Origin of the sequence: Phyllobacterium sophorae (assembly GCF_003010965.1) — a bacterium.
GTDB lineage: Bacteria > Pseudomonadota > Alphaproteobacteria > Rhizobiales > Rhizobiaceae > Phyllobacterium > Phyllobacterium sophorae.
Genome location: NZ_PGGM01000009.1, coordinates 151256 through 173432 on the forward strand (window position 1 = coordinate 151256; position 22177 = coordinate 173432).

The window sequence follows — 22177 nt, forward strand, 5'->3', positions numbered from 1 at the left end:
AGTCTCATCCTAGAAGCACCGGATATCCGCTTCGGCTTGGGCACGCTTCAGCTCTGTCGTGGCCGCCTTCGCCGGAGCGCTCTCCCGGAAGAGCGTACCGTTTTCTCCGGGCACCTGCCCCATTTGCTTGAACGTCTCTGCCTCCACATAATGTTCATAGGTCACGACGGATGCAATGACGTCGATCGAACACGAGCATCTTTGCAGTATGTCACGGGTTTCGCCATTGGCTTTCATGCATCCGTAGACGTATTCCGCGAGCGTCGAAGTGGGGTAATCTGACGCAGCTTTTGCAGGAGATGAGGCCGCAATTGCTGCAAATGCTAACAAGGCAGCTGTCACGATTTTTAGCGCGGTCATGAGATATCTCGCTTTGGCTCAGTTAAAATATACATTTTTTAAGTAGATAGCAAAAAATAATATTCAACGGAAAACATTAACGCAGATTCAAGTATCAAATTTTATGACAGGCGTGTTTGACAGAATATGCCAATTAAACCGATTGCTTACTGCGCTGCGATATCAGTCTATTGCAGTGCAGCAAATATAAATTCATAATCGTGCTTGCGTAATGCAAATGTTTCTCCTATCGTCCACTTGTTTCCGGCTTCAAGGACGTTACCGTCAAGGGAGTGGTGACAGTCTTCGTAGGCCAAGCGGGGTGGGCAGTAACGGTGCCCTCTGCGCGCCTGGCTTAGGTCGTGACACGCTGCCGGAAATACTTCCCATTTGCGTGAGCTAATGGAGCGGAGCCGTCTTTTAAAACGGCGCCGTCCGATGGTTCATTAAAGTGAACTTAGGGAGGACTCATAATGCGTGTACACAAGAAATTAATTGGAATTGCATTGGCTACGACGGCCATGTCGTTCTCATTGGCGGGAGGAGCTTTTGCCAATGACGACCTGCAGGGCTTGATTTCTGATTCCAAGAACTGGGCTATTCAAACTGGCGATTATGCCAACACCCGGTACTCGAAACTCAACAAGATCACCAAGGATAACGTCAAGAACCTCCAGGTCGCCTGGACGTTTTCGACAGGCGTGCTGCGCGGCCATGAAGGAGGCCCGCTCATCATAGGCGATGTAATGTATGTCCATACGCCGTATCCTAATATGGTCTATGCGCTTGATCTGAACAATGACGGCAAGATCCTCTGGAAGTATGAGCCCAAGCAGGATGCGAACGTCATTCCCATCATGTGCTGCGACACTGTCAATCGCGGCGTCGCGTATGGTGACGGGAAGATCTTCCTCTACCAGGCCGATGCCACACTTGTCGCCCTCGACGCAAAGACAGGCAAAGTTGAATGGTCTGCCAAAAACGCCGAAGCAGCTGACGGGAGCAAGGGTGAATCTGGAACCTCTGCGCCGATGGTCGTGAAAGACAAGGTCATTGTCGGCATTTCCGGCGGTGAGTTTGGCGTTCGTGGCGCGTTGACCGCTTATAACATCAAGGACGGCAAGCAGGCGTGGCGTGCATGGTCGATGGGTTCCGACAAGGAAACATTGATCGATCCGGAAAAGACCACTCACCTCGGCAAGCCGGTTGGAGCGGATTCCGGTACGAACACCTGGGAAGGTGATCAGTGGAAAACCGGTGGTGGAACAACCTGGGGTTGGTATTCGTACGATCCCAAGCTGAACCTGATCTACTACGGCACCGGCAATCCATCGACCTGGAACCCAAGTCAGCGTCCAGGAGATAACAAGTGGTCCATGACCATCATGGCCCGTGATGCCGACACAGGCATGGCGAAATGGCTCTACCAGATGACCCCGCATGACGAGTGGGACTATGACGGTATCAATGAGATGATTCTCGTGGATGGCGTTGAGGTCGATGGCAAGGCCCATGATGCCCTCGTGCACTTCGACCGTAACGGCTTTGCTTATACGATGGATCGTGCAACCGGTGAACTTCTGGTCGCGAAGAAATACGATCCGGCAGTCAACTGGGCGACGGAAGTCGACATGAACAAGGACAGCAAGACCTACGGACGTCCGAAGGTCGTGGATAAATACTCGACTCAGGTACAAGGCGAAGACGTGAACACGACGGGCATCTGCCCGGCGGCTCTTGGTACCAAGGACCAGCAGCCGGCTACCTATTCGCCAAAGACCAAGCTCTTCTATGTTCCAACAAACCATGTCTGCATGGACTATGAGCCCTACAAGGTAAGCTATACGGCCGGACAGCCTTATGTCGGCGCAACGCTTTCCATGTATCCGGCTCCCAACAGCCATGGCGGCATGGGTAACTTCATCGCCTGGGATGCCGCGAAGGGCGAAATTGTCTGGTCCAAACCGGAACAGTTCTCGGTCTGGTCAGGCGCTCTCGCAACTGACGGCGACGTGATCTTCTACGGAACGCTCGAAGGCTACCTGAAAGCGGTCGATAAGGATGGCAAGGAACTTTACAAGTTCAAGACACCGTCCGGCATCATCGGTAACGTCACGACATACGAGCATAAGGGCAAACAGTATGTTGCCGTTCTGTCAGGTGTTGGCGGATGGGCTGGTATTGGTCTTGCCGCTGGTTTGACGAAGCCGAATGAAGGCCTTGGCGCGGTCGGTGGTTATGCCGCTCTTTCCGATTACACGGCCTTGGGCGGTCAACTGACCGTATTTACCGTTCCTGATTGATAGGAACGAAGCGGACACAAGCTTGCGGATTCAAGCTTTGAAGGGAGGGCGCCCGGTTAAACCGGCCGGGCCCCTCGTGCCGCCAAAATCAGACGATTAATCACGACCGCCGAACGCGTGCTGAAAGGTGCCGGGTTGGTGAGTTGGAATATGAGGTTCCCGTATGCCTATTCGAATGACATTGCTTGCCGTTACTGCCGGTCTTGCGCTTGTTGCAAGCCTGGGAAGCGCTTACGCCGATGATAAGGCCGCTGCCGCGGTTGCTTCCGACGAGAACGGCAAATATGCCGACAAGGATGGAAATCCCACCTTCAAGATACAAGAGGACGGTACAGTCGATTGGTATACCTATAGCGGCTTTCGCCGGTTCAATTCAGATTGTTTTGTCTGTCATGGCGCCGATGGTGCGGGTTCATCCTTTGCACCGGCCCTTGCCAACTCGCTAAAGACGATGACCTACGCTGACTTTCTTTCAATCGTTGCGGAAGGCCGCAAGAACTTGAGCGCTGGCAAGGAAAACGTCATGCCGGCATTTGGCAACAACAAGAACGTCTACTGCTATATGGATGATCTTTACGTCTATCTTCGCGCGCGCGCCGTGGGCGATCTGCCGCGTGGGCGACCAGCGAAACACGAGGACAAGCCACCTGCGGCCAAAGAGGCAGAAGCTTCCTGTATGGGCGGATAAACGATGCGATATGCGCGACCATTGATGAAATGGACTGCCGGCGGCCTCATGGCGGCGGCGATCGGCGGATCGTCCGGTGCCTTTGCTCAAGGTGCAGGTCTGGGAGCTGCGGGTGAACTGGTCGATCCGGACGTCCTGCGGGTATGCGCGGACCCCTCCAATATGCCATTCTCGGACGAGAGCCGCAAAGGCTTCGAAAACAAGCTGGCCGACCTGGTGGCGGCAAAGACCGGACGCAAATCGGTAGCCTATACATGGTATCCGATGTCGACGGGATTTGTGCGCAATACGCTGCGGGCGAACCGCTGTGATGTCATCATGGGGTACGCGCAAGGCGACGAACTCGTCCAGAACACCAATGCCTATTACCGCTCGACCTACGTAATGATCTACAAGAAAAACAGTGGCCTTGATGGTGTGGACACGATCGAGGATAGCAAGTTGGCAGACAAGAAAATCGGGGTCGTCGCCGGAACGCCGCCGTCAGCCAATCTGGCCAAAGCCGGCTACATGCGCAATGTCCATCCCTATCCGCTCATGGTCGACACGCGTCTTGCGCCGTCCGTTGGGGAAGCCATGATCAAGGAACTCAAGAAGGGGGACATTGCTGTTGCCATACTTTGGGGGCCGATGGCCGGATATTACGCCAAGGAGATCGATCCGGATCTGACCGTGGTTCCTTTGGTCAAGGAAAAGACCGGGCATATGGCGTACCGCATTACCATGGGCGTGCGGCCCTCTGATCAGGAATGGAAACGCACACTGAACAAGGTCATCAGGGAGAACCAGGTGGAGATCAATAGGATATTGCTCGATTACCAGGTTCCGCTGATCGACGAGAATAACAAGCCGATTACGCAATAGCTGGGCATTTAGGACCGTGGACAGGGAGTAACGTGAGAAAACGGGTTTGGAATTGTTTTAGCACAATGGCTGTTTTGCTCGTCATGATGACGACTGCAGCGTTAGCGACTGAGACTGTGCCGGAGCCCGAAGGATACAGGACCGAGAACTACCGTGCCCCGGTTCCTGCGACGTTGAAAGGAGCGACGGTTGTCACCACAAGTGAGACTATTGCCCTTTGGAAAGACAGGTCGGCGGTGTTTGTCGATGTCCTTCCCCACGATCCTAAGCCGGCAAATCTTCCGGCCGGAACGATCTGGAAGGAAAAAATACGGGAGAATATTCCCGAAAGTATCTGGCTCCCCAATGTCGGATACGGAGTCATAAACAAGGAGACGGAAGCCTACTTCCGTAAGGGCCTGAAGTCTCGATTGGGAGACGACATGAATCGAAAGGTGCTTTTTTACTGTATGGCGAGTTGCTGGATGTCCTGGAATGCTGCCAAACGGGCCGTAGAGTGGGGATACCGGTCAGTCTTCTGGTACCCTTTGGGCACCGATGGATGGGTGGCGGCGAAGCAGCCTACACAAAGAAGTGCACCGTACTAATTCGAATCCTGCGCCAAGGTGGCGTATGATGCCGGAGAGAAAGATCAGTCGCTGATCTTTGATTGAGAAGGAGGAAAGCATGAAGAAAACATGGACAAAGCCTACCATGTGCCAGGTTGCTGCAGGGATGGAACTTTCCCGTTACCTGCCAGCCGAATTGAAAGCAAAGAAGTAACTCCAACCATCGCCCTGCGCGATCTGATTGCGTGGGGCGACTTGGATTTGATCATGACGCTGGATAATGGCTTCCGGCTTAAGGAAATTTGCCCGTAATGCGATTGAAAATCATCGGCTCCGCGGCAGGGGGTGGATTTCCACAGTGGAATTGCAATTATCGATTGAGCCGTGGCGCGAGGAGTGGCGAAGCACATGTTCGGCCCCGGACCCAATCCAGCCTTGCCGCCTGCGCAAACGGGAGTGACTGGGTGTTGTTCAATGCCTCGCCGGATATCCGCCAGCAGATCGCGGCAACGCCGGAGCTTCAACCACTGGTTGCCGGTCCGCTGCGTGGTACCCCGATCCGGGCGGTTATTTTGACCAATGCCGATGTTGATCATATCGCGGGGTTACTCAGCTTGCGCGAGCGCGAGCCGTTCGCGATCTATGCGACGCGCCGTGTGCTGCAGGTTCTCGACGCCAATTCCATATTCAACGTGCTCGACCGTTCAATCGTCCAGCGGCGTGAGCTCGTGCTCGGCGCAACGACCGATATTTTGAATGTGAATGGCGAGCCGACTGGCATCGCGGTTGAGACGTTTGCCGTTCCGGGCAAGGTTGCGCTGTTTCTTGAAGACCAGACAAAAGCCGCCGACGGTTATGGCACGCAGGAGGGTGATACGATTGGCCTGCGCATTTCCTCGCGCATCGACGAACGCGCGGCCTTCTATATTCCCGGTTGCGCCCTTATTGACCACTCCCTGAAGGAACGCCTGTCCGGTGCCGATTGCCTTCTATTCGACGGAACAGTCTTCACCGATGACGAAATGATTGCGGCGGGAGTGGGGGCGAAGACCGGAGCGCGAATGGGGCATTTGCATATTTCCGGCGAGGACGGTTCGATGGTTTCCCTCGCGGATATTGGCATCAAGCGGCGGATCTATGTGCATATCAACAATACCAACCCGATCCTCGATGAAATCTCGCCTGAACATGCGGCAGTAAATGAGGCGGGATGGGAAGTTGCCTATGATGGTATGGAGGTGCGGCTTTGAACGAATTTAGCGATGCGGCACGAGACGGGTTGTCTCCGGCGGGACTTGAGGCGGTCCTGCGTGAAGTGGGTGCTGCCCGTTACCATAACCGGCATCCATTCCATCACCAGATGATGAGTGGTGCTTTGACGAAAGCGCAGATGCAGGCCTGGGCACTCAACCGCTATTGCTACCAGTCGGTCATTCCGCGCAAGGATGCGATGATCATCGCGCGATCCGAGAACCCGGAATTTCGCGCAGAATGGCGCAAGCGGGTAGAAGATCATGATGGCAGTGATGGCTGGAGCGGCGGAATCGCCCGATGGCTGAAGCTGGCGACGGGCCTTGGCCTCGATGCCGATCTGGTCAAGAGTGAAAAGCTCGCGCTGCCCGCCACGCGTTTTGCGGTCGGTGCCTATCTATCCTTCTGTACCAATCGAACCCTGCTCGAGGCCGTCGCATCGTCACTGACGGAATTGTTCTCACCGGTTATCATCGGCGAGCGAGTTCCAGCCATGCTGGCGAAATATGATTATGTCACCAAAGATATTCTCGCCTATTTTGACAAGCGCCCCGCGCAGGCATCGCGCGATTCCGACTTTGCGCTGGCCTATGTGATGAAACATGCAGGCACGCCTGAAAAACAGCAGGCGGTGATCGATGCGTTGGTTTTCAAGTGCGACGTGCTGTGGGCCATGCTGGACGCCCTTGCGCATGCGTATGGTGAGAAGGGCAATATTCCGCCCGGTGCCTTTGACCCGGAGGCGGCATGATCGAGACAACCCGCGTTCGCACAGTTCTGTCGATGCACTCGAAGCCGGTTTTGAAGCGGCATGTGCGGCTCCAATATGATAAGGTGCGCACAGCGTGGGCGCTCTTGTCGCCAGAGCGGGTGTTCTGGCCCAATGAAGTCAGTCTCGACATTCTGCGGCTCTGCGACGGCCGGCACAGCGTGGCGCAGATGATTGTCCTGCTTGGTGACCAATATGGAGCGGACGAAGCGGAGATTGCGCCGGATGTGACCGGCTTTCTCCAGGAATGGTCCGACAAGTTTCTGGTGACGCTATGACGGAACCTGTCCTGCCTCCGATCGGCATGCTGGCTGAGTTGACACATCGCTGCCCGCTGCAATGCGCTTATTGCTCCAATCCCGTCGAACTCCTGAAAGCCAACCGGGAAATGGATACGCAAGGCTGGATTTCCCTGTTCGAGCAGGCAGCAGATCTGGGTGTCCTGCAGGTTCACCTTTCCGGCGGCGAACCAACCTTGCGAACCGATCTTGCCGAGCTGATTGCCAGTCTTGCCCGGCGCGGTGTCTATACCAATCTCATAACAGCGGGCGTTGGAATTGCCGAGGGCCGAATCGAAGCCTTCGCCGAGGCCGGGCTTGATCATGTTCAACTCAGTTTTCAGGGTGCCTTTGCCGCGACAACGGAAAAGATCGGCAATTCTCGCGGCGCGCATGAGAAAAAGCTCGATACTGCCAGGCGCATCCGGAAAGCCGGATTACCGCTGACGATCAATGCACCCATCCATCGCCACAATATGGAGGAAGTGCCGGACTTCATCGAGCTGGCGCTCTCCCTGGACGCCGAGCGGCTGGAAATCGCCAATGTGCAGTACGCGGGTTGGGCGCTCCTCAATCGCAAGGCACTGATGCCGGAGCGGGAAGCAGTCGAGCGGCAGGTTGAGATCGTCGAGGAGGCGCAGGAGCGCTTGCGCGGCATCATGACCATCGATTTCGTCACGCCCGACTATTTTGCCGTCTATCCCAAACCCTGCATGGGTGGCTGGGCACGCGATGCATTCATGGTTGCGCCGGATGGCACTGTCCTTCCGTGCCATGCGGCCGGCACGATCAAATCGCTAAGTTTTGAGCGCTTCGGCGAGTGGGATCTCAGCCGGATCTGGCATGAATCGTCAGCATTCAATGCCTTCCGTGGAACAGACTGGATGCAGGAGCCGTGCCGAAGCTGCGAACGTCAGGAGATCGATTGGGGTGGCTGCCGCTGTCAGGCCATGGCGATCGCTGGCGATGCAGCCGCCACCGATCCGGCCTGTATCAAATCTCCATTGCATGCCCGGATGGGGGCCCTGATCAAGGAAGCAATCAATACAATGGCGTCAGATGAGGCGTCAGACGCCTTCACTTACCGGCGCATCGGGCGGGTTGCCGAGCCTATTGCTTGATCATTGACTGGCCGATCGTCTTTGATAGCCCGTAGAGGCGCTGCTCGATGATCGTTGGAACTTCGCAAACATAGGTCAACGATTGTACCCGCTCTTCGAAGATGCGCGTTTCCCATTTCAGCTGCTCGTCGCGCCTGTCCAGTTCTTCCGGATCGGTATCGGGTTTCGCCCGCATGGCATCGACGGCGGAAGCTTCCTTGCGCAGGTCCGCGGCAAGGTCTCGCTGCTTGGCCGCATAGCGCGAAATCCCCGCAACAACCTGTTCGCGCTCACGGTTCAGCGTTTCGAACAGTCCCTGAAACAATTGAAAAAGCTTGTCATTCAACTGCTCCTTCGGCAGGCTTGTGGCATATTCAACGATCTGCTTCTGAGCGACGTCCAACGGGGTGCGCCGTGGCGCCAATTCTGCGACAAGCTCGTTGATTTTCGTATCGGCATTCCAGTTTTTTGCGGCCTCCGGAATGTCGGGACCGCTCCACACCTGGCCGACCGAAAGTTCAGGTACCTTGCGCTGGATGCATGGCCAGCTCGGGTCGTTGCTTGCTGCTGCAAACGTTGCGTTGGATGAAGCCAGGATAAGGGCGGCCGCAGTGCCAATGATGATGCGCAATCGTTTCAATTGTTTCCGCCCTCCTGCTTCTTGATGATGAGGCCCCTTGATGGGTCGTAGGCAATAATTGCGCCTGCGATAAAGACGAAAGTGAAGGCGCAGACCACTGCAAGCGAGGTCCATTCGATCTGTCCGTAAAAGGCAAATCGCACCAGTTCGACAGCATAGGTGAATGGATTGAGCAGGCAGATTTTGTGAAGAAGCGGGCTTGCCTCCTGCACACGCCAGAGCGGGTATAGTGCGGAAGAGGCGAAATACATCGGGAAAATAACGAAATTCATGATGCCGGCGAAGTTTTCCAGCTGCTTGATCATGGAGGACAGTAGCATACCGAGCGCACCCAGCATCATCCCTGACAGGAAGAGCGCAGGCAGTGTCAGGAAATAGCCGGACACCGGGGCCTTCACGCCCCAGAACCAGGCGATGAACAGGAATGCATAGACCTGGATAATCGAAACGGCGACCCCGGCCAGAAGCTTCGATATCAGCAGGAACCAGCGCGGGAACGGACTAACGAGCAGTGTGCGCATATTTCCCATCTCCCGGTCATAAACCATGGACAACGAAGATTGCATGCCGCTGAATAGCAGGATCATCCCGCAAAGACCGGGCGTGATATAGACCTCGTAGAGCACATAGGTTTGATAGGGCGGAATGATTGAAACGCCGAGAACCTGGCGGAATCCTGCTGCAAAGATGAAGAGCCACAGCAGTGGCCGGACCAGCGACGAGATGAAGCGCTCGCGCTGATTGAGGTAGCGCAGACCTTCGCGAACGAGAATGCCCTTGAGGCAGATGAGATATTGCATCGGGCCAAAGCGCTTGCGGGCAATTGATGGAACAATGCGGCCGGTATTGGTGATATCTGTCATGGCCTGTGTCCCGGGTTCAACGCAACAATACCGGTAAGCCGCGAAAAGGCTTCGTTGATGGTCGTGCCGCCTGCAGCCTTGACCACATCGTTCACCGAGCCGTTGGCTACCAATCTACCCCGGTCCAGCACAATGACCTGATCGGCATGATTGACCTCATCGATCAGATGGGTCGCCCAGAGAACGCTGATCCCATTGTCGTGGACCAGCTTGCGAATGTCAGCGAGGATTGTAGCGCGTGACTTGATATCGAGCCCGACGGTCGCTTCGTCGAGCAGCAGCAGCGATGGCTGATGCAACAGGGCGCGGATGATCTCGACGCGCCTGATTTGCCCGCCCGAAAGACTGCGTGCCTTCTCATGCAATCGATCGCTCATGTCGATCGATTGCAGCAGTTCGTCAATGCGCTGGTTCGCTTCCCGTGTCCCGATCCCGTGCAGCGACGCGTGATAGGACAGGTTCTGGTGCACCGACAGATCGAGGTCAAGTGTTCGTGCCTGAAATACGATGCCGAGGCGCCGCAGCGCGTCACCTGGCCTGCGGTTTATTTCATGGCCGAAAACATGGATTCGGCCCTTTCGGGTTGCAAAGAGATGGCTGATCAGTGAGAAAAGTGTCGTCTTCCCGGCGCCGTTCAATCCGAGGAGCACAGCGAACCGGCCCGGCGGGATGGAAAACGAAATGTCATCCAGCGCCTGCCGTTTGCCATAAGCATAGCTCACGGATGCAAGTTCAAGCGCCGGAATGCTGGCCTCCGGCAATGACTTGCCTTGAACGTCTTTCAATCCGGCATTTGGACTCATCGTGCTCCACCCTTGATACCTTGTACGGCCGTTGAATACCTGCGCCCTATTTGATCGTTATCTTACCCTTCATCCCCTTGTCGGCAAGGTCTGGAACCGACCAGGTATATTCGCCTGGCCTTACTGCTGTGAATTGGACATTGATCGTGCCTGGCGCGTCGAATTCGAGCCAGGCCGGGGCACCGTTCATGTGCACCTCAAGATCATTTATGACGATCTGGTTCATCCAGACATTGCGAAAGAGATCGGTGACGAACTTGTATTCCAGCCCTGCCGCGGACGTAATCTTCCAGCGGTAGCCCTGTCCGGCAACCAGCTCGAAATCCTTCTGGTTCACAGCAAAATCATCTGTCTTCGCACCGAGAATGAGTTCGGGCACATTCTTGCTGGCGCGGGTGACCGCCGGCGCTTTCGTCTGCGCTTCTGCTTTGGGCTTTGCCGTCGCCTGATCGTCATCGTCGTCGTCCGCCTGTGCAAAAGCCAATGACTGAGCGACCACGATGCTGAGAAATGCGGCCAGTGCGAATGATTTGCAGTTCGTCATATTTTTCCTCCCTTGCGGTATTTTCAGTTTAGTTGGGCGACACTGTCACACCCCACGGCAACTGCCCGACTGTGACTGACTTGACCGGTTCGTCCGTTGCTGTGTCGATGAAGGTGATGTCGTTCGACAGGCCGTTCGTGCTGATGATACTCTTGCCGTCCGGGGTGAACGCCAGCTGCCAGACGCGCTGTCCCACCAGTATGTATTTCTCCACTTCGTACGTCTCGGCGTTGACGACTGCGACACGGTTGGCGGGACCCAGGGCGACGTATGCCTTTTTGCCGTCGGCCGTGATGCGGACCCCGACCGGTTGGATCTGCTCGGCACGCAATCCCTGAATCTCGAAAGTGATCTTGTGCGTCACCTCGCGCTTCTGGTTGTCGATCACTGATACAGTTCCACCAATTTCCGCCGAGACCCAGACCTCCGACCCGTCCGGCTTGAACTGGGCAAAGCGTGGCCGGGAATCGACCAGCACATTGTTGGTGATTTCGTGGGTGGATGTATCGATGAAATGCGCCATGTTGGTTGTTTCAGAGGTGTTGACCATGGTTTTTCCATCGGGGCTGATGCCCATCCCTTCTGGTTCCACGCCCACCGGTATTTCCGCAATCACGCCTTTCGTCTCGACGTCGATCACCGTGACAAGATTGTCGTCTTCGTTGGCGATATAGAGCGTCTTCCCATCTGGCGACAGGACAAATAGCTCCGGATCGGGACCGGATGGAAGCGAGCCGACGATTTCATTCGTACTGGTGTCGATGATCTCTACGGTGTCGTCGTCACTGGCACATACATATAGCAGTTTTCCATCGTGGGAGATGGTGATCCCGCGTGGACGCTGGCCGACGCCGATTGTCTTGACCACCTCCATCGTCGTGGAATCGACGACGGTGACGGTATTGTCTTTCTCGTTGGAGACGTAGACCATATTTGCCCATGCGGGCTGTGCAAACAACGGCACCGCCACGGTCGCAGCGAGCAAGCACGAATGTCGTCGCATTTTGTTCCTCCCGATACACTGTTCATTAGTTGAGCTTGCATTTGGTCTCCGGCCGGTCGACCCCCATCGTGTCGAGCTCCGAAAATTGGTGCAGGAAGCCTTCCTGCGGCGAGGTGGATACGACGCTATGCCCGTCGCCCAGCAGGATCGGTTGTCTCAACTGCCAGTTCCAGTTTCGAAATGTCACTTTCTGGCCCTTGAAGGCTGCGATCGAAAAGTCGTCCGCCTTAATGAAGGCCTCCACCTGGACCGGGTCGTTTCCCTTGGTACGCGTAACAGCCTCGCCCAGTATCCGAACTGCCGTCCAGGCCTGCATGTCTTTCGACAGCATCCTGCGCCCGTTCGCCTTGTCAAAACGATTCTGAATCTGGGAGCCACCCCATTGTTCACTGGCGGGGTGCCAGCTTGAGGGAACAAGCCCGGCGGTTCCTGCAACGGGCCGTGGGGTCCAAGTACGGTAGGGCACATAACTGCCGAATACTTCGCTCTCGTCGGCGACGACGACCACATCATGCTCGGGCAGGTTTTGCGTAAAGACCGGCATCTGCTTCTGCACCTGGATCACGCCGGTATCGGTCCGGCGGGCGGTGCCCTTGTCCTCGTACACACGCTCCTCGACGATCGTTGCCCCGAACCGTGCCGCGGCGCGGCGAATGGCATCGGCGTAGAGCTGGTCACGTTCGTGCGAGCCATAGAGCAGCACCCATTTGCGCCATTGTTTCCAGACAAGGTATTGGGCCAGACCGTCGGCAAGCATGGTTCGTGTCGGCGCCGTATGGAACACATTCGATCGGCACTGTTCTTCTCGCAGGATGTCGTCCGTCGCGCCAACATTGAAAAGCAGGGCACCGCTATCCTTTGCGAGGTCCGCAATCGACAGCAATTGCTTGGCAGAAATATCGGTCAAAATGAAGCGATCGCCGCGAGCGAGCATTTCCTTGAAAACGGGGACGACGTCCGCATCAAATTTCGTCTCGATAACATCGAGCGCAAAACTCTGACTAAGGAACTTGCCGGTGGTATTGTTGTCGTTGATGGCGACGTTGGCACCGGCTACACCCTCATCGCGGGGAGGGATGTCGAGCACAGAAAGGGCAAGCTGCGGTTCATAGGCGCGAAGATAACCGATCCGGGTTTCGGTGACCGGTTTTGTCGTTTTATCTGTCGATGCCTGTTGCGCATGCAACTCAGACACGTTGACGAAGAGCAAAAAAAAGCCGAATAAAAACACAAGAGTGTCTGGCACCATACTCTTCATGACCATACCATTCGGATTTGCCGCCATTCGCATGATGGCGGTCGCTTAAGAACAGAGGTGCCCATAGTGTTTTTAAACAACCCCGCCATTATCTCAACCCTCAAAGTCATCTTTTCGTGGGCTTCGGGCAAAATTCTTTACCGCTGCGAAGGGGCGCGCTGATGACCAAGATGCTTGCGAGTGTGCAAAACCGGCAGGAAGCGGAAATCGTCTTCCAGAATGGTGCGGATATTATCGATCTGAAGGATCCTGCAAACGGGGCCCTGGGAGCGGTCGGACCAGACAAGCTATTGGAAGTTATCAATTTTATTTCAGGCAGGCGGCCTGTTAGTGCTGCATGTGGTGATCTTCCGATGGAGCCGGAAACCATCCGCCGCAAGGTGGAGGAAATCGCCGCGACAGGTGTGGATTATATCAAGATCGGCTTCTTCCCCTTTGGTCAATTGGCCGCCTGCATGGAGATGTTGAAGCCACTCGCCGCGCACAAAAAATTGATTGCCGTGGTCTTTGCCGACCACCGGAATGAATATGAAGAAGGCCTGGCCGAACAGTTTGCTGCTGCCGGTTTTCACGGGGTGATGATCGATACTGCCAAGAAATCGGCGGGCCGCCTGCTCGATCACATGACGCCCGACCAGATTGGCCATTTCGTCAAGGATTGCCAGTCGCACGGATTGATGTCCGGGGTCGCGGGATCGCTTGAGGCGCCGGATGTGCCGCGGTTGTTGGCCTTCAAGCCGGATTTTCTTGGATTTCGCGGCGCCTTGTGTGCCGGGTTGAGCCGCAACTCGCCGGTCGATGCGCTAGCGACGGCAAAAATACGGGCTCTGATCCCAGAAGCACTGGGGCCAGGCGCACCAACTGGGGTCGACTATAAACTCCTCGCGGCGCGCGGCTATTTCCCCGATCCGGCCGAGGCCGGGCTCGGCACCGACAAGATTTTTGTCCGTGATTTTGTTCTGCCGGTCCAGATCGGCGCCTACAGTTTCGAACATGGCAAGTCACAGAAGGTGCGGTTCGACGTCACGGTCGACGTTTTGCGGGTGACGCGCAATCCCGAGGACATGCGCCACGTCGTCTCCTACGATCTTATCATGGATGGCATTCGGGCTATTGTTGCGCAGGGACATGTCGAACTTGCCGAGACGCTGGCGGAACAGGTTGCTGCATTCGTTCTGGAAAATCCCCGTGTTACCCGGGTCGTGGTGCGGGCAGAAAAACTTGAACTTGGACCGGGCGGCGTTGGTGTCGAGATCGAACGCAAAAGTGATGCCAAGAATTTTGCGAAGTCCAGACATACTGCAGGCAAGCCAGAAGCTGTGCACGCACATGGAGGCAGGAAGGGCGCATCTTCATGAAGCCACTCGTGGTGAAACTGGGAGGAAGCACGGCGGGTCATGAGGAAATGCAGCGCTGGCTCGCCGTTCTGATGACGGCGACTTTTCCGCTCGTTATCGTACCGGGTGGTGGCCCGTTTGCCGATCGGGTCAGGGTTTCGCAGAAAAGTCTGGCCTATTCGGATAAAGCGGCGCATGCGATGGCCATCCTTGCCATGGACCAGTTCGGCATTGTCATCGCAGAGCGCAACGTGCGCCTGCAACCAGCACGATCGTTAACGGAAATTCGCGAAGTTCTGGTGGCTGGTGACATACCGGTATGGCTTCCATCATCCATGACGATCGGCGCGCCGGACATTCCCTGTTCCTGGGATGTAACATCGGATTCACTCAGCGCTTGGCTGTGCAGGCAATTGGACACGAATGCGCTGCTGCTGATCAAGCAAACCGATGAGTACGTGGCTTATTCCCGTGTGTCAGACCTCGCCGGCGCCGGCATTGTCGACGGCATGCTGCCCGCGATGCTGGGACAATATACACGCCTCCACATCGCAGGTCCGCAAGCGTTGCGTACGCTCGATTTGCCCTTGGCGACGATCCCCGGACGCAAGATCATGCAGCACAAAATGACCGCCGAAGGAATGGTTGCGCAATGATACAGCTTCATACGCCGCGATGGGCCTGGGCCCTGACCGGTTCCGGCCATTTCTTCGTAGAGAGCTTCGATTTGATCCGCACACTCGAACATTGCGATGTCTTCGTTTCGAAGGCCGCAAATGAAGTGCTGCGCATGTACGGGCTGAAACTCGACTTTCCCGAAACCATGCGGGTGCTGCATGACAAGACGGCAAGTTCCATCCCCATAGGCGGTTTCTATCATGGCGTCTATCATACGGCGGTTATTGCACCCGCCACATCGAACACCGTAGCGAAATGCGTCGTCGGGATTTCCGATTCGCTGCCGACGAATGTCTATGCGCAGGCGGGAAAGTGTCTGGTGCCGTCGATTGTCTTCGCTTGTGACACGGCACCTGAACTTGAAACCATGGCTCCGGGAGGGATGGTCAAGGTTTATCCCCGGCCCATCGATCTCGAAAATACTGCCCGGCTCAAGACTTATGAGCGTACACACGTGGTTGAATCTCTTGCCGAGTTGCAAGCGGCAATTGCCGAGCGCCAGAAAGTGATCGCCGACAATGGCTGAGCATCTGCTGTTTCTGACTGGCCATCTTGCCCGTTCGCGGGTGGAACGGGTGCTGGCCGACCTTGGGCAGACGGCGTTTTCCTATGAGATCGTGGATATCGGAGTGAAAGTCGCCGCTCTGATGACGGAAGAGATCATCTCGCGTCGGCTGAAGCAGCCTTTGACTGCCGACCGGGTTATCCTCCCCGGGCGTTACCGCGGCGATCTTGGCCGGCTAAGCGAGCGGTTCGGTGTTTCCTTCATCCGCGGTCCGGACGAAGTCTCAGATTTGCCGGTTTTTCTCGGACGTGTCGGCAAACCGATCGATCTTTCAAGACATGACATGCGTATTTTCGCAGAAATCGTCGACGCCTCGGCACTGTCGCTTGACACACTGACGCAACGTGCCTTGACGCTGGCGGCTGCCGGAGCGGATGTGATCGACCTTGGCTGTCTTCCGGAAACGCCGTTTCCGCATCTCGCCGAATCGGTTCGCAGCCTCAAGCAACAGGGTCTTTGCGTCAGCGTGGATTCAGCGAACCTTGAAGAACTCGAGACCGGTGCTGCTGCCGGTGCGGATTATCTCTTGAGCCTCACCGAAGAGACGATCGGCCTGGCAATCAAATATGGCGTTACACCAATTCTGATCCCCGCCATTCCGGGTGATCTGGACTCGCTTGGCCGTGCCATCGATGCTGCGAAGGCTGCGAACATTCCCTTCATTGCAGATCCCGTGCTCGATCCCATCCACTTCGGTTTCGCCGCCTCGCTCGGGCGGTTCATTGAGGCGCGCCGCCGCTGGCCCGATACCCCGATGATGATGGGTACTGGCAATCTGACTGAACTGACCGATGCCGATTCTTCCGGGGTGACGGCTCTCCTTGCCGGTCTTTGCTCGGAGCTTTCCATCGGCAACGTGCTGGTGGTCAATGTGAGCCCGCATACCGTACGCACCGTCGAGGAGCACGATCGCGCTCGCCGTATCATGTTTGCCGCCAAACAGGACCATGCTTTGCCGCGCGGCTATGATGCGGGCCTGTTGCAGATCCACGACCGCAAGCCGTATCCCAACAGTATTGAAGACATTGACGTTCTCGCCGCTGACGTGCGTGACGCCAATTTCCGCATCCTGACCGCCCCGGACGGTGTCCATATATTCAACGGCAAGGGCCATCACGTATCCAGCGATGCTTTTGAACTTTTCCCGCGTCTCAACGTTGAAGGCGACGGAGCGCATGCTTTCTATCTGGGTGCGGAGCTGACCAAGGCCGAAATCGCCTGGAAACTCGGCAAGCGTTATGCGCAGGACGAGCCGCTCGCCTGGGGCGCGGCAGCCCCGGAGAAGCAACAGGACCGTACGCGACTGGCCGAAGCCGGGCACACGCTGCGAACCAAGAAGGATGTGGCGCCATGACCTACATCAGGGAGACCATCATTACCACGGTCGATGCCGATGGCGCCGTCCATATCGCCCCGCTTGGAATTATCCAGGAGGCGGACGGCTGGATCATTGCGCCGTTCCGGCCCTCAAAGACGCTGGAGAACCTGGCTGCTGTTCCCTATGCCATCGCCAATTATACTGACGACATGCTGGTCTTTGCCGGATGTCTGACTGGCCATAAAGACTGGCCAACGGTTCCCGTCGAGAACTGTCCGGTACCGCGACTTCAGGCTGCGCTCAGCCATTCCGTCCTGCACGTCGAATCAATCAAGGATGATGGCTTGCGGCCGCTTCATTTCTGCAAGGTGGTCTCGGAAGCGACCCATGCGCCCTTTACCGGACTCAATCGCGCCAAGGCTGCCGTGCTGGAACTCGCGATTCTGGTGAGCCGTCTGCACATGCTTCCCCCGGAGAAGATCGATGCCGAGATCGCTTATCTGATGATCGCCATTGAAAAGACGGCTGGACCCGATGAACATCAGGCTTGGTCTTGGCTCATGCAGCGGGTCAAGGATCATCGCGATGCCGCCGATGAAAAAGGCAAGGATGCGGTCGTGCATCACCACGGGGGGCATATCTAGATGGGACTACGCGCCCTGCAGATGCATTGAACCTAGCAAAGCGACCGCTGCAGCAGGCGCTGCCTTGCTGGCGTCGTCGCGGGCCTCCTCCCTGGCAGGGATCAGCGAACCGAAATCCAGATAAGGCCGTTCGAGGCGCTTCGCGAGTTCTTTGATCTGGGGGCGCCCGATGCCTGCGCCGACCACTGGCGCCATGCGGTCCGATGAAAGATTACAAGCGACGCGGAACGCTCCATCATGGATCATGCGCAGCTGATGTTCGCTGAACCAGCGCGCGATATCGATCCATTCGTTCTCATTGAGATCGGCGCCGTCGCGTCCGACCATGCGCGCCAGCCGTGCTATCGATCCCGCCGCCGATTTCGCTTGACGGTCAGCCGACGGATATTTGTCGTCCGCTTCGTCAAGCGTGCCAAGGATTCGGCCGAGATCGGCGGTATTGGCGAAATATTCGTTCATCAGCGGTGTCATCCGCCCGCGAACGGGGACGAGACCCGCGATACCGATAAGGGCCGAGCGGGCGAAACCGGTATAGACGAGTTCGCCGGTTAATAGCCGCTCGGCATCCGAATAGCCAAGATTGGTCAGTTCGGCGTCTTTGAATGCAAGGATGTCGGTTGTCGTCGAACCCATATCGACGAACAGACCTGTGTTTGCCAGCTTTGCGCTCAGCAGGGCAGTGGCGTGCCAGTTGGCCGATGCGATATCGCTTCCAAGGCTGCGTGCGGAACCCACATCGCAGAAACCGGCGCGCCCGGCATAGATAAGTGTATTTTCTGTGCCGAATTCCTGTTGAATGAGGTCGAGCAAGCCGGCAACTCCCGCATCACGCGAAGCGAATGTGTCGGAAAGTTCGCCAGTCATGGTGAAGACATTGAAATTATTTTCGGCGCTTAGCGGGCCAAGTTCCCGCAAGGCTTCACGCAACTGATCGACGCCGAGCCAAAGCGGTGTTTTCAGGATTTTCGCCGAGACAATCTTGCCGTTGTGGCTTTGGGCCATCTTCAGGTGGGCACCGCCCAGATCCCAACCCGTTACCAGGGGCTTTCCTTCGTTGGCAAATCGGTATTTCATGGGCACATCGTTCCTTGGATTTCACTCGTGCATATCATTCCGGTACTCGACATAAAAGATGGTCTCGTGGTTCGCGCACGCATGGGCCATCGCGACAGCTATAAGCCCATTGAAACACCGCTCAGTCCGACCGCCAGCGTTCGAGATGTGGCGGATGGCCTGCGAACCGTCTATCCTTTTCCGGCATTTTATGTTGCCGATCTTGACCGTATAGAACGCCGCTGCGAGCATTCCGCCTTGAAGCAGTTGCGGCCATTGTTGCCGACCGAAAACATCTGGCTCGACGCCGGGTTCAGCGAACCGGAACAACTTGATACCGCGCTTGCAATGGACCGGATATTCCCGGTTCTTGGGTCCGAGTCACAATCCGATATTTCCGTGCTGCAAGTGTTTTGCACCAACCCGCGGTTGATCCTGTCGCTCGATTTTCGTGGCGATGAGTTTCTGGGACCGCCGTCGGTCCTTGAGAATGCGCAAAGCTGGCCGCCGCTTGTCATCGTCATGACGCTCGGCCGCATCGGCGCCAATGCAGGACCGGACTTCGACCGCCTGTCAGCGATTAAGCGCCGTGCGGGCAATCGTGCTGTCATCGCTGCTGGAGGCATCCGCGGTCTGCGGGATATTGAGCAGTTGGAGAAGCTTGGCATCTCGGCTGCGCTCGTGGCGACGGCGCTTCACAACGGTTCGCTGACACCGGAGGCGATTTCGTCTCTGATGCAAAATGACAACATCCTGAGCGGCTGAGAAGGGGAGGAAGATCGCTCCTTCTCCCCATTCTCATTACTGGAAGCCCAGAAGTTTTGCCAACCGGCGCAACAGGCCATCCGGTTCGTCAGAGGGCGTGCTCTGTGCGGGGTTGTCTCTTGTCTAGGCAGCGCCGAACGGATGCTTGACGGAGTCGCGCTGAGCAGTTGCTTCTGCCGCTGTCGGCCAGCCTGTCACCGCACGCTTGATGGCTTCCTTCGTCGCGCGGTAGTTAAAGTCCTGGATCTTGGCGTCGCTTTCGGCTTCCCAATGGATGAAGACGCCAACGCAGATGAATACATCGTCAGCTTCTTCCGCGGGAATTGTGCCATCGGCAACACTATCCTGGACTGCTTTTGCAACGGCGTGCTGTGCAGGTCCGAACATCTGGACTGCCTGTTTGGCGCCTTTGATCGTGACTTTGTTGAACAGGATCGTGTTCGGCTTGCATGCAAGATTAGGGGCGATAACAGCAAGAAGGGAGGTAAATCCGTCCTTGTTGTTCGTCAATGCATTGCAAAATGCGGTCTCTACAGCGCTGCCACGCGGCCCGATCAGAAGATCGATATGCGCAACTTCATTTCCGTCGCCAACGAGCGACTCGCCAACCATAACTTTATTGATTTTCGCCACGGCCTAATTCCTCCCTATAGCGGTCCCAAATGGTTTGTCCAAAGACGCCGTACCTCTCGAGACACGACGCTCGATGGACAGCTATCCTTGTTCGCAGCACCCTTGAGTTGGGGGTCGGTTGGCCAGATAGCAGCGGATGAAATCCGCTGGTGAAATTCAAGCATTTACCTCAACATTATGCAAGGCCAAGTTGAGTTTTAATGCAAAAAGGGTGGCGACTGTCAGGTCGGCGGAAGTCCCCGGATTGATGCCGTCGGCCTTGAGCTTGGCATCAAAAGCAAGAAGCACTTTTTCGCGTTCCTTACCCTCACTCAGGCCTTCAATTCGCTTGAGAATTTGCACGGCTTCCTTTCGCGTATTCCCGGCTACGATATTGCCATGCTTGCGGGCAACGTGGCTGTCGGGAAAGGCCGACAGAAAGTAAAGATAGACAAAAACAGTCGCCCACATTCCCTGCTCATTGCGGTCGATCGCAGCTTTGTGCGTCGAGAGACCGCCGGCGAAAATGTCGCCAAACCCGGTCACATATTGCCGGGCGATCATGTCCCGGTCGGCCGCCTCCCGCATCGCTTCGAGAAGGGGGACCTCTGGCGCCGTCGAGACATCGTGCTTGGGCGCTGAGCCCAGCCCGCCGGGCTGTGCCAGCACGATTGCCGAAAACACGTCGCGAGCATCGTCGAGTTCCAGGTTCTCAAGCGTTTCGGCAAGACTCGATTGCAAATCGGATTTGACGTTTTCGGCAGCCTTTGCGAGTGGAACGCACAAGAGCAGAATGCCGAGATTGGTGTTGGTCCCGATCCTGTTTCGCGTTGCCGTGACCCCCTCAAGAATGCGCCGGCCCATAGAAAGCACTGGATCACATACCGCATGCGACGACACTTGCGCGCTTTCAAAAAACTGCCGGGCGTTCATACGATGACCATCGGCGAATCGGTGCACATTGCCGGGCTTCAACGCTTCGATTTCCTGATAACAGGCATCGATATAGGCCCGCCTGATCTGTTCGCGCGCCGGTGTCACGCCGCGGGCCTCTCGTCCAGTCGCGGTACGATCCGCGCGGCCAGCGCATTGGCAATGCAATCGGCGATCTTGACTGGAACGACCGATTGCAGTCCGGTCCAGGCGGGCATGCTGTTGACCTCGAGCACCAGAAGCCTGCCATCGGCCGCCGGGACAATATCGATCCCAGCGAAATCCGTGCCGATTGCCGCGGACGCGGCGAGGGCAAGGCTTTCCAGTTTGAAGCGCAACGGCCCGACGACAGGCTCCGCCTTCGCGCCCTTGGCTATATTCGTGATCCAGCCCTCGGCACGACGCGTTATCATGCCCAGAACTTCACCAGCACAGGTGAAGACCCGGTAATCGCAGAAGGGCGGTCCGGAATGCGCCACATAACGCTGGAGGTAGTAGACATCATCGATTTCTTCCGATGCGGGCAGGTCGTCAATATGCCGGATCAGGCGAATACCCTTGCCTTGTGAGCCGAAGAGAGGTTTCAATACCAGAGGACCGTGCGTGAGTTCACGTTCTGCGACAGACTTGGCATTTGCGAGGCTCTCGACGGCGAAAGTCTCCGGTGTGGGCAAACCGGCCTGCGCCAGAAAGAACGTCGTGGTCGATTTGTCGACGCAACGCTCGATAGCCTTGGCTGAATTCCAAACGGGAACGTCAAGATGTGCAAAGGCATGCAATATGCCGAGACGGCGCGTGATCGCTTCGAATGTTCCCGATGAGATCGATCGCACAATCACAGCGGCGGGCAGGGCGCCGTTCATCGCCGGAATTGCAATTCCTGATGGATAACGGCTGTCGAAACCGATATCCGCCAAAGCCAGCGCCAGGACGTCAAATCCGAGCGACTTGAACGAGGATTGAAGCTGCCTTACCTGACGATCAGGCCGGTCAGATAGGATCAGTATCGTTTCTGGCATTT

At 56.4% G+C, this 22177-nt stretch carries 26 protein-coding genes; 15 read left to right on the forward strand and 11 right to left on the reverse strand.

All coding sequences use genetic code 11. The features are described from left to right. Positions 1 to 9: 9 nt before the first annotated feature. A complete protein-coding gene (locus CU103_RS19090; RefSeq protein WP_106665630.1) occupies positions 10 to 360 on the reverse strand; it encodes a hypothetical protein in 351 nt (116 codons plus the stop codon). Between the two features lie 500 nt (positions 361 to 860). Between CU103_RS19090 and xoxF5 the strand changes: the two genes are divergently transcribed. From xoxF5 to pqqE, 9 genes are all read left to right on the forward strand, one after another. Further along, complete coding sequence (gene xoxF5 / locus CU103_RS19095; protein ID WP_162707171.1) at positions 861 to 2642, forward strand: lanthanide-dependent methanol dehydrogenase XoxF5; 1782 nt, start codon at positions 861 to 863, stop codon at positions 2640 to 2642. Between the two features lie 163 nt (positions 2643 to 2805). Continuing rightward, the gene (locus CU103_RS19100; RefSeq protein WP_106665632.1) at positions 2806 to 3330 is read left to right on the forward strand and encodes a c-type cytochrome, methanol metabolism-related; all 525 of its coding nucleotides are present in this window, start codon (positions 2806 to 2808) and stop codon (positions 3328 to 3330) included. 3 nt (positions 3331 to 3333) lie between these two features. Continuing rightward, entirely contained in the window at positions 3334 to 4194 is an 861-nt protein-coding gene (locus CU103_RS19105) for a substrate-binding domain-containing protein (protein ID WP_425350616.1), read from the forward strand. A 65-nt stretch (positions 4195 to 4259) separates the two neighbouring features. Next, the gene (locus CU103_RS19110; protein ID WP_106665634.1) at positions 4260 to 4781 is read left to right on the forward strand and encodes a PQQ-dependent catabolism-associated CXXCW motif protein; all 522 of its coding nucleotides are present in this window, start codon (positions 4260 to 4262) and stop codon (positions 4779 to 4781) included. 90 nt (positions 4782 to 4871) lie between these two features. Beyond that, complete coding sequence (locus CU103_RS31770) at positions 4872 to 5054, forward strand: hypothetical protein (RefSeq protein WP_162739814.1); 183 nt, start codon at positions 4872 to 4874, stop codon at positions 5052 to 5054. After that, positions 5054 to 5992 carry a pyrroloquinoline quinone biosynthesis protein PqqB gene (gene pqqB, locus CU103_RS19120; RefSeq protein WP_106665635.1) on the forward strand — a complete coding sequence of 313 codons (939 nt, stop codon included), beginning with the start codon at positions 5054 to 5056 and terminating at the stop codon, positions 5990 to 5992. Before CU103_RS31770 ends, pqqB begins: the two co-directional genes overlap by 1 nt. Next, complete coding sequence (gene pqqC, locus CU103_RS19125; protein WP_106665636.1) at positions 5989 to 6744, forward strand: pyrroloquinoline-quinone synthase PqqC; 756 nt, start codon at positions 5989 to 5991, stop codon at positions 6742 to 6744. Before pqqB ends, pqqC begins: the two co-directional genes overlap by 4 nt. Next, the gene (gene pqqD / locus CU103_RS19130; protein ID WP_106665637.1) at positions 6741 to 7040 is read left to right on the forward strand and encodes a pyrroloquinoline quinone biosynthesis peptide chaperone PqqD; all 300 of its coding nucleotides are present in this window, start codon (positions 6741 to 6743) and stop codon (positions 7038 to 7040) included. The genes pqqC and pqqD overlap by 4 nt, the downstream gene beginning before the upstream one ends. Further along, entirely contained in the window at positions 7037 to 8161 is a 1125-nt protein-coding gene (pqqE, locus tag CU103_RS19135) for a pyrroloquinoline quinone biosynthesis protein PqqE (protein WP_106665638.1), read from the forward strand. The genes pqqD and pqqE overlap by 4 nt, the downstream gene beginning before the upstream one ends. Here the strand turns inward: pqqE and CU103_RS19140 are convergent. From CU103_RS19140 to CU103_RS19165, 6 genes are read right to left on the reverse strand one after another with little or no spacing between them, the layout of a single operon-like run. Next, on the reverse strand, positions 8151 to 8780 hold the full coding sequence (locus CU103_RS19140; RefSeq protein WP_106665639.1) for a hypothetical protein: 630 nt from the start codon (positions 8778 to 8780) through the stop codon (positions 8151 to 8153). The two genes, pqqE and CU103_RS19140, sit on opposite strands and share 11 nt — an antisense overlap. Next, complete coding sequence (locus CU103_RS19145; RefSeq protein WP_106665640.1) at positions 8777 to 9643, reverse strand: ABC transporter permease; 867 nt, start codon at positions 9641 to 9643, stop codon at positions 8777 to 8779. The genes CU103_RS19140 and CU103_RS19145 overlap by 4 nt, the downstream gene beginning before the upstream one ends. After that, positions 9640 to 10446 (reverse strand): ABC transporter ATP-binding protein, encoded by an 807-nt coding sequence (locus tag CU103_RS19150; protein WP_106665641.1) that lies wholly within the window; start codon positions 10444 to 10446, stop codon positions 9640 to 9642. Before CU103_RS19150 ends, CU103_RS19145 begins: the two co-directional genes overlap by 4 nt. Before the next feature lie 46 nt (positions 10447 to 10492). Continuing rightward, positions 10493 to 10990 (reverse strand): cupredoxin domain-containing protein, encoded by a 498-nt coding sequence (locus tag CU103_RS19155; protein WP_106665642.1) that lies wholly within the window; start codon positions 10988 to 10990, stop codon positions 10493 to 10495. A gap of 28 nt (positions 10991 to 11018) precedes the next feature. Then, entirely contained in the window at positions 11019 to 11993 is a 975-nt protein-coding gene (locus CU103_RS19160) for a YVTN family beta-propeller repeat protein (protein ID WP_106665643.1), read from the reverse strand. Positions 11994 to 12018: 25 nt separating this feature from the next. Next, positions 12019 to 13242 carry an ABC transporter substrate-binding protein gene (locus tag CU103_RS19165; RefSeq protein ID WP_245448889.1) on the reverse strand — a complete coding sequence of 408 codons (1224 nt, stop codon included), beginning with the start codon at positions 13240 to 13242 and terminating at the stop codon, positions 12019 to 12021. 170 nt (positions 13243 to 13412) lie between these two features. On the opposite strand from CU103_RS19165, the gene CU103_RS19170 reads away from it, so the two are divergent. From CU103_RS19170 to CU103_RS19185, 5 genes are read left to right on the forward strand one after another with little or no spacing between them, the layout of a single operon-like run. Next, positions 13413 to 14609 (forward strand): (5-formylfuran-3-yl)methyl phosphate synthase, encoded by a 1197-nt coding sequence (locus CU103_RS19170; RefSeq protein WP_170117062.1) that lies wholly within the window; start codon positions 13413 to 13415, stop codon positions 14607 to 14609. Next, on the forward strand, positions 14606 to 15244 hold the full coding sequence (locus CU103_RS31475; RefSeq protein ID WP_170117063.1) for an amino acid kinase family protein: 639 nt from the start codon (positions 14606 to 14608) through the stop codon (positions 15242 to 15244). Before CU103_RS19170 ends, CU103_RS31475 begins: the two co-directional genes overlap by 4 nt. Beyond that, a complete protein-coding gene (locus CU103_RS19175) occupies positions 15241 to 15792 on the forward strand; it encodes a flavoprotein (RefSeq protein WP_106665644.1) in 552 nt (183 codons plus the stop codon). Before CU103_RS31475 ends, CU103_RS19175 begins: the two co-directional genes overlap by 4 nt. Next, positions 15785 to 17185, forward strand: a complete 1401-nt coding sequence (locus CU103_RS19180; protein WP_106665645.1) for a DUF6513 domain-containing protein — start codon at positions 15785 to 15787, stop codon at positions 17183 to 17185. Before CU103_RS19175 ends, CU103_RS19180 begins: the two co-directional genes overlap by 8 nt. Further along, positions 17182 to 17793, forward strand: coding sequence for a DUF447 domain-containing protein (locus tag CU103_RS19185; RefSeq protein WP_106665646.1), 612 nt, complete (start codon positions 17182 to 17184; stop codon positions 17791 to 17793). Before CU103_RS19180 ends, CU103_RS19185 begins: the two co-directional genes overlap by 4 nt. A 6-nt stretch (positions 17794 to 17799) precedes the next feature. On the opposite strand, the gene CU103_RS19190 is transcribed toward CU103_RS19185, so the two are convergent. Further along, on the reverse strand, positions 17800 to 18867 hold the full coding sequence (locus tag CU103_RS19190) for a hydantoinase/oxoprolinase family protein (RefSeq protein ID WP_106665647.1): 1068 nt from the start codon (positions 18865 to 18867) through the stop codon (positions 17800 to 17802). Positions 18868 to 18894: 27 nt separating this feature from the next. Here CU103_RS19190 and CU103_RS19195 point away from each other — a divergent pair, with 27 nt between their 5' ends. Further along, complete coding sequence (locus tag CU103_RS19195; protein ID WP_106665648.1) at positions 18895 to 19611, forward strand: HisA/HisF-related TIM barrel protein; 717 nt, start codon at positions 18895 to 18897, stop codon at positions 19609 to 19611. A gap of 123 nt (positions 19612 to 19734) precedes the next feature. On the opposite strand, the gene fae is transcribed toward CU103_RS19195, so the two are convergent. From fae to CU103_RS19210, 3 genes are all read right to left on the reverse strand, one after another. Then, entirely contained in the window at positions 19735 to 20244 is a 510-nt protein-coding gene (gene fae / locus CU103_RS19200; protein ID WP_106665649.1) for a formaldehyde-activating enzyme, read from the reverse strand. A gap of 156 nt (positions 20245 to 20400) precedes the next feature. After that, positions 20401 to 21264, reverse strand: a complete 864-nt coding sequence (locus tag CU103_RS19205; protein ID WP_106665650.1) for a triphosphoribosyl-dephospho-CoA synthase — start codon at positions 21262 to 21264, stop codon at positions 20401 to 20403. After that, positions 21261 to 22175, reverse strand: coding sequence for an ATP-grasp domain-containing protein (locus tag CU103_RS19210; RefSeq protein WP_106665651.1), 915 nt, complete (start codon positions 22173 to 22175; stop codon positions 21261 to 21263). The genes CU103_RS19205 and CU103_RS19210 overlap by 4 nt, the downstream gene beginning before the upstream one ends. Positions 22176 to 22177 lie beyond the last annotated feature (2 nt).

What these genes read in the sequence shown, in the direction of transcription:
- CU103_RS19090 (WP_106665630.1), bottom strand. Translation starts at nt 360, where the DNA reads ATGACCGCGCTAAAAATCGTGACAGCTGCCTTGTTAGCATTTGCAGCA.
- xoxF5 (WP_162707171.1), top strand. Translation starts at nt 861, where the DNA reads ATGTCGTTCTCATTGGCGGGAGGAGCTTTTGCCAATGACGACCTGCAG.
- CU103_RS19100 (WP_106665632.1), top strand. Translation starts at nt 2,806, where the DNA reads ATGCCTATTCGAATGACATTGCTTGCCGTTACTGCCGGTCTTGCGCTT.
- CU103_RS19105 (WP_425350616.1), top strand. Translation starts at nt 3,334, where the DNA reads ATGCGATATGCGCGACCATTGATGAAATGGACTGCCGGCGGCCTCATG.
- CU103_RS19110 (WP_106665634.1), top strand. Translation starts at nt 4,260, where the DNA reads ATGGCTGTTTTGCTCGTCATGATGACGACTGCAGCGTTAGCGACTGAG.
- CU103_RS31770 (WP_162739814.1), top strand. Translation starts at nt 4,872, where the DNA reads ATGGACAAAGCCTACCATGTGCCAGGTTGCTGCAGGGATGGAACTTTC.
- pqqB (WP_106665635.1), top strand. Translation starts at nt 5,054, where the DNA reads ATGCGATTGAAAATCATCGGCTCCGCGGCAGGGGGTGGATTTCCACAG.
- pqqD (WP_106665637.1), top strand. Translation starts at nt 6,741, where the DNA reads ATGATCGAGACAACCCGCGTTCGCACAGTTCTGTCGATGCACTCGAAG.
- pqqE (WP_106665638.1), top strand. Translation starts at nt 7,037, where the DNA reads ATGACGGAACCTGTCCTGCCTCCGATCGGCATGCTGGCTGAGTTGACA.
- CU103_RS19145 (WP_106665640.1), bottom strand. Translation starts at nt 9,643, where the DNA reads ATGACAGATATCACCAATACCGGCCGCATTGTTCCATCAATTGCCCGC.
- CU103_RS19150 (WP_106665641.1), bottom strand. Translation starts at nt 10,446, where the DNA reads ATGAGTCCAAATGCCGGATTGAAAGACGTTCAAGGCAAGTCATTGCCG.
- CU103_RS19155 (WP_106665642.1), bottom strand. Translation starts at nt 10,990, where the DNA reads ATGACGAACTGCAAATCATTCGCACTGGCCGCATTTCTCAGCATCGTG.
- CU103_RS19160 (WP_106665643.1), bottom strand. Translation starts at nt 11,993, where the DNA reads ATGCGACGACATTCGTGCTTGCTCGCTGCGACCGTGGCGGTGCCGTTG.
- CU103_RS19165 (WP_245448889.1), bottom strand. Translation starts at nt 13,242, where the DNA reads ATGGTGCCAGACACTCTTGTGTTTTTATTCGGCTTTTTTTTGCTCTTC.
- CU103_RS19170 (WP_170117062.1), top strand. Translation starts at nt 13,413, where the DNA reads ATGACCAAGATGCTTGCGAGTGTGCAAAACCGGCAGGAAGCGGAAATC.
- CU103_RS31475 (WP_170117063.1), top strand. Translation starts at nt 14,606, where the DNA reads ATGAAGCCACTCGTGGTGAAACTGGGAGGAAGCACGGCGGGTCATGAG.
- CU103_RS19175 (WP_106665644.1), top strand. Translation starts at nt 15,241, where the DNA reads ATGATACAGCTTCATACGCCGCGATGGGCCTGGGCCCTGACCGGTTCC.
- CU103_RS19180 (WP_106665645.1), top strand. Translation starts at nt 15,785, where the DNA reads ATGGCTGAGCATCTGCTGTTTCTGACTGGCCATCTTGCCCGTTCGCGG.
- CU103_RS19185 (WP_106665646.1), top strand. Translation starts at nt 17,182, where the DNA reads ATGACCTACATCAGGGAGACCATCATTACCACGGTCGATGCCGATGGC.
- CU103_RS19190 (WP_106665647.1), bottom strand. Translation starts at nt 18,867, where the DNA reads ATGAAATACCGATTTGCCAACGAAGGAAAGCCCCTGGTAACGGGTTGG.
- CU103_RS19210 (WP_106665651.1), bottom strand. Translation starts at nt 22,175, where the DNA reads ATGCCAGAAACGATACTGATCCTATCTGACCGGCCTGATCGTCAGGTA.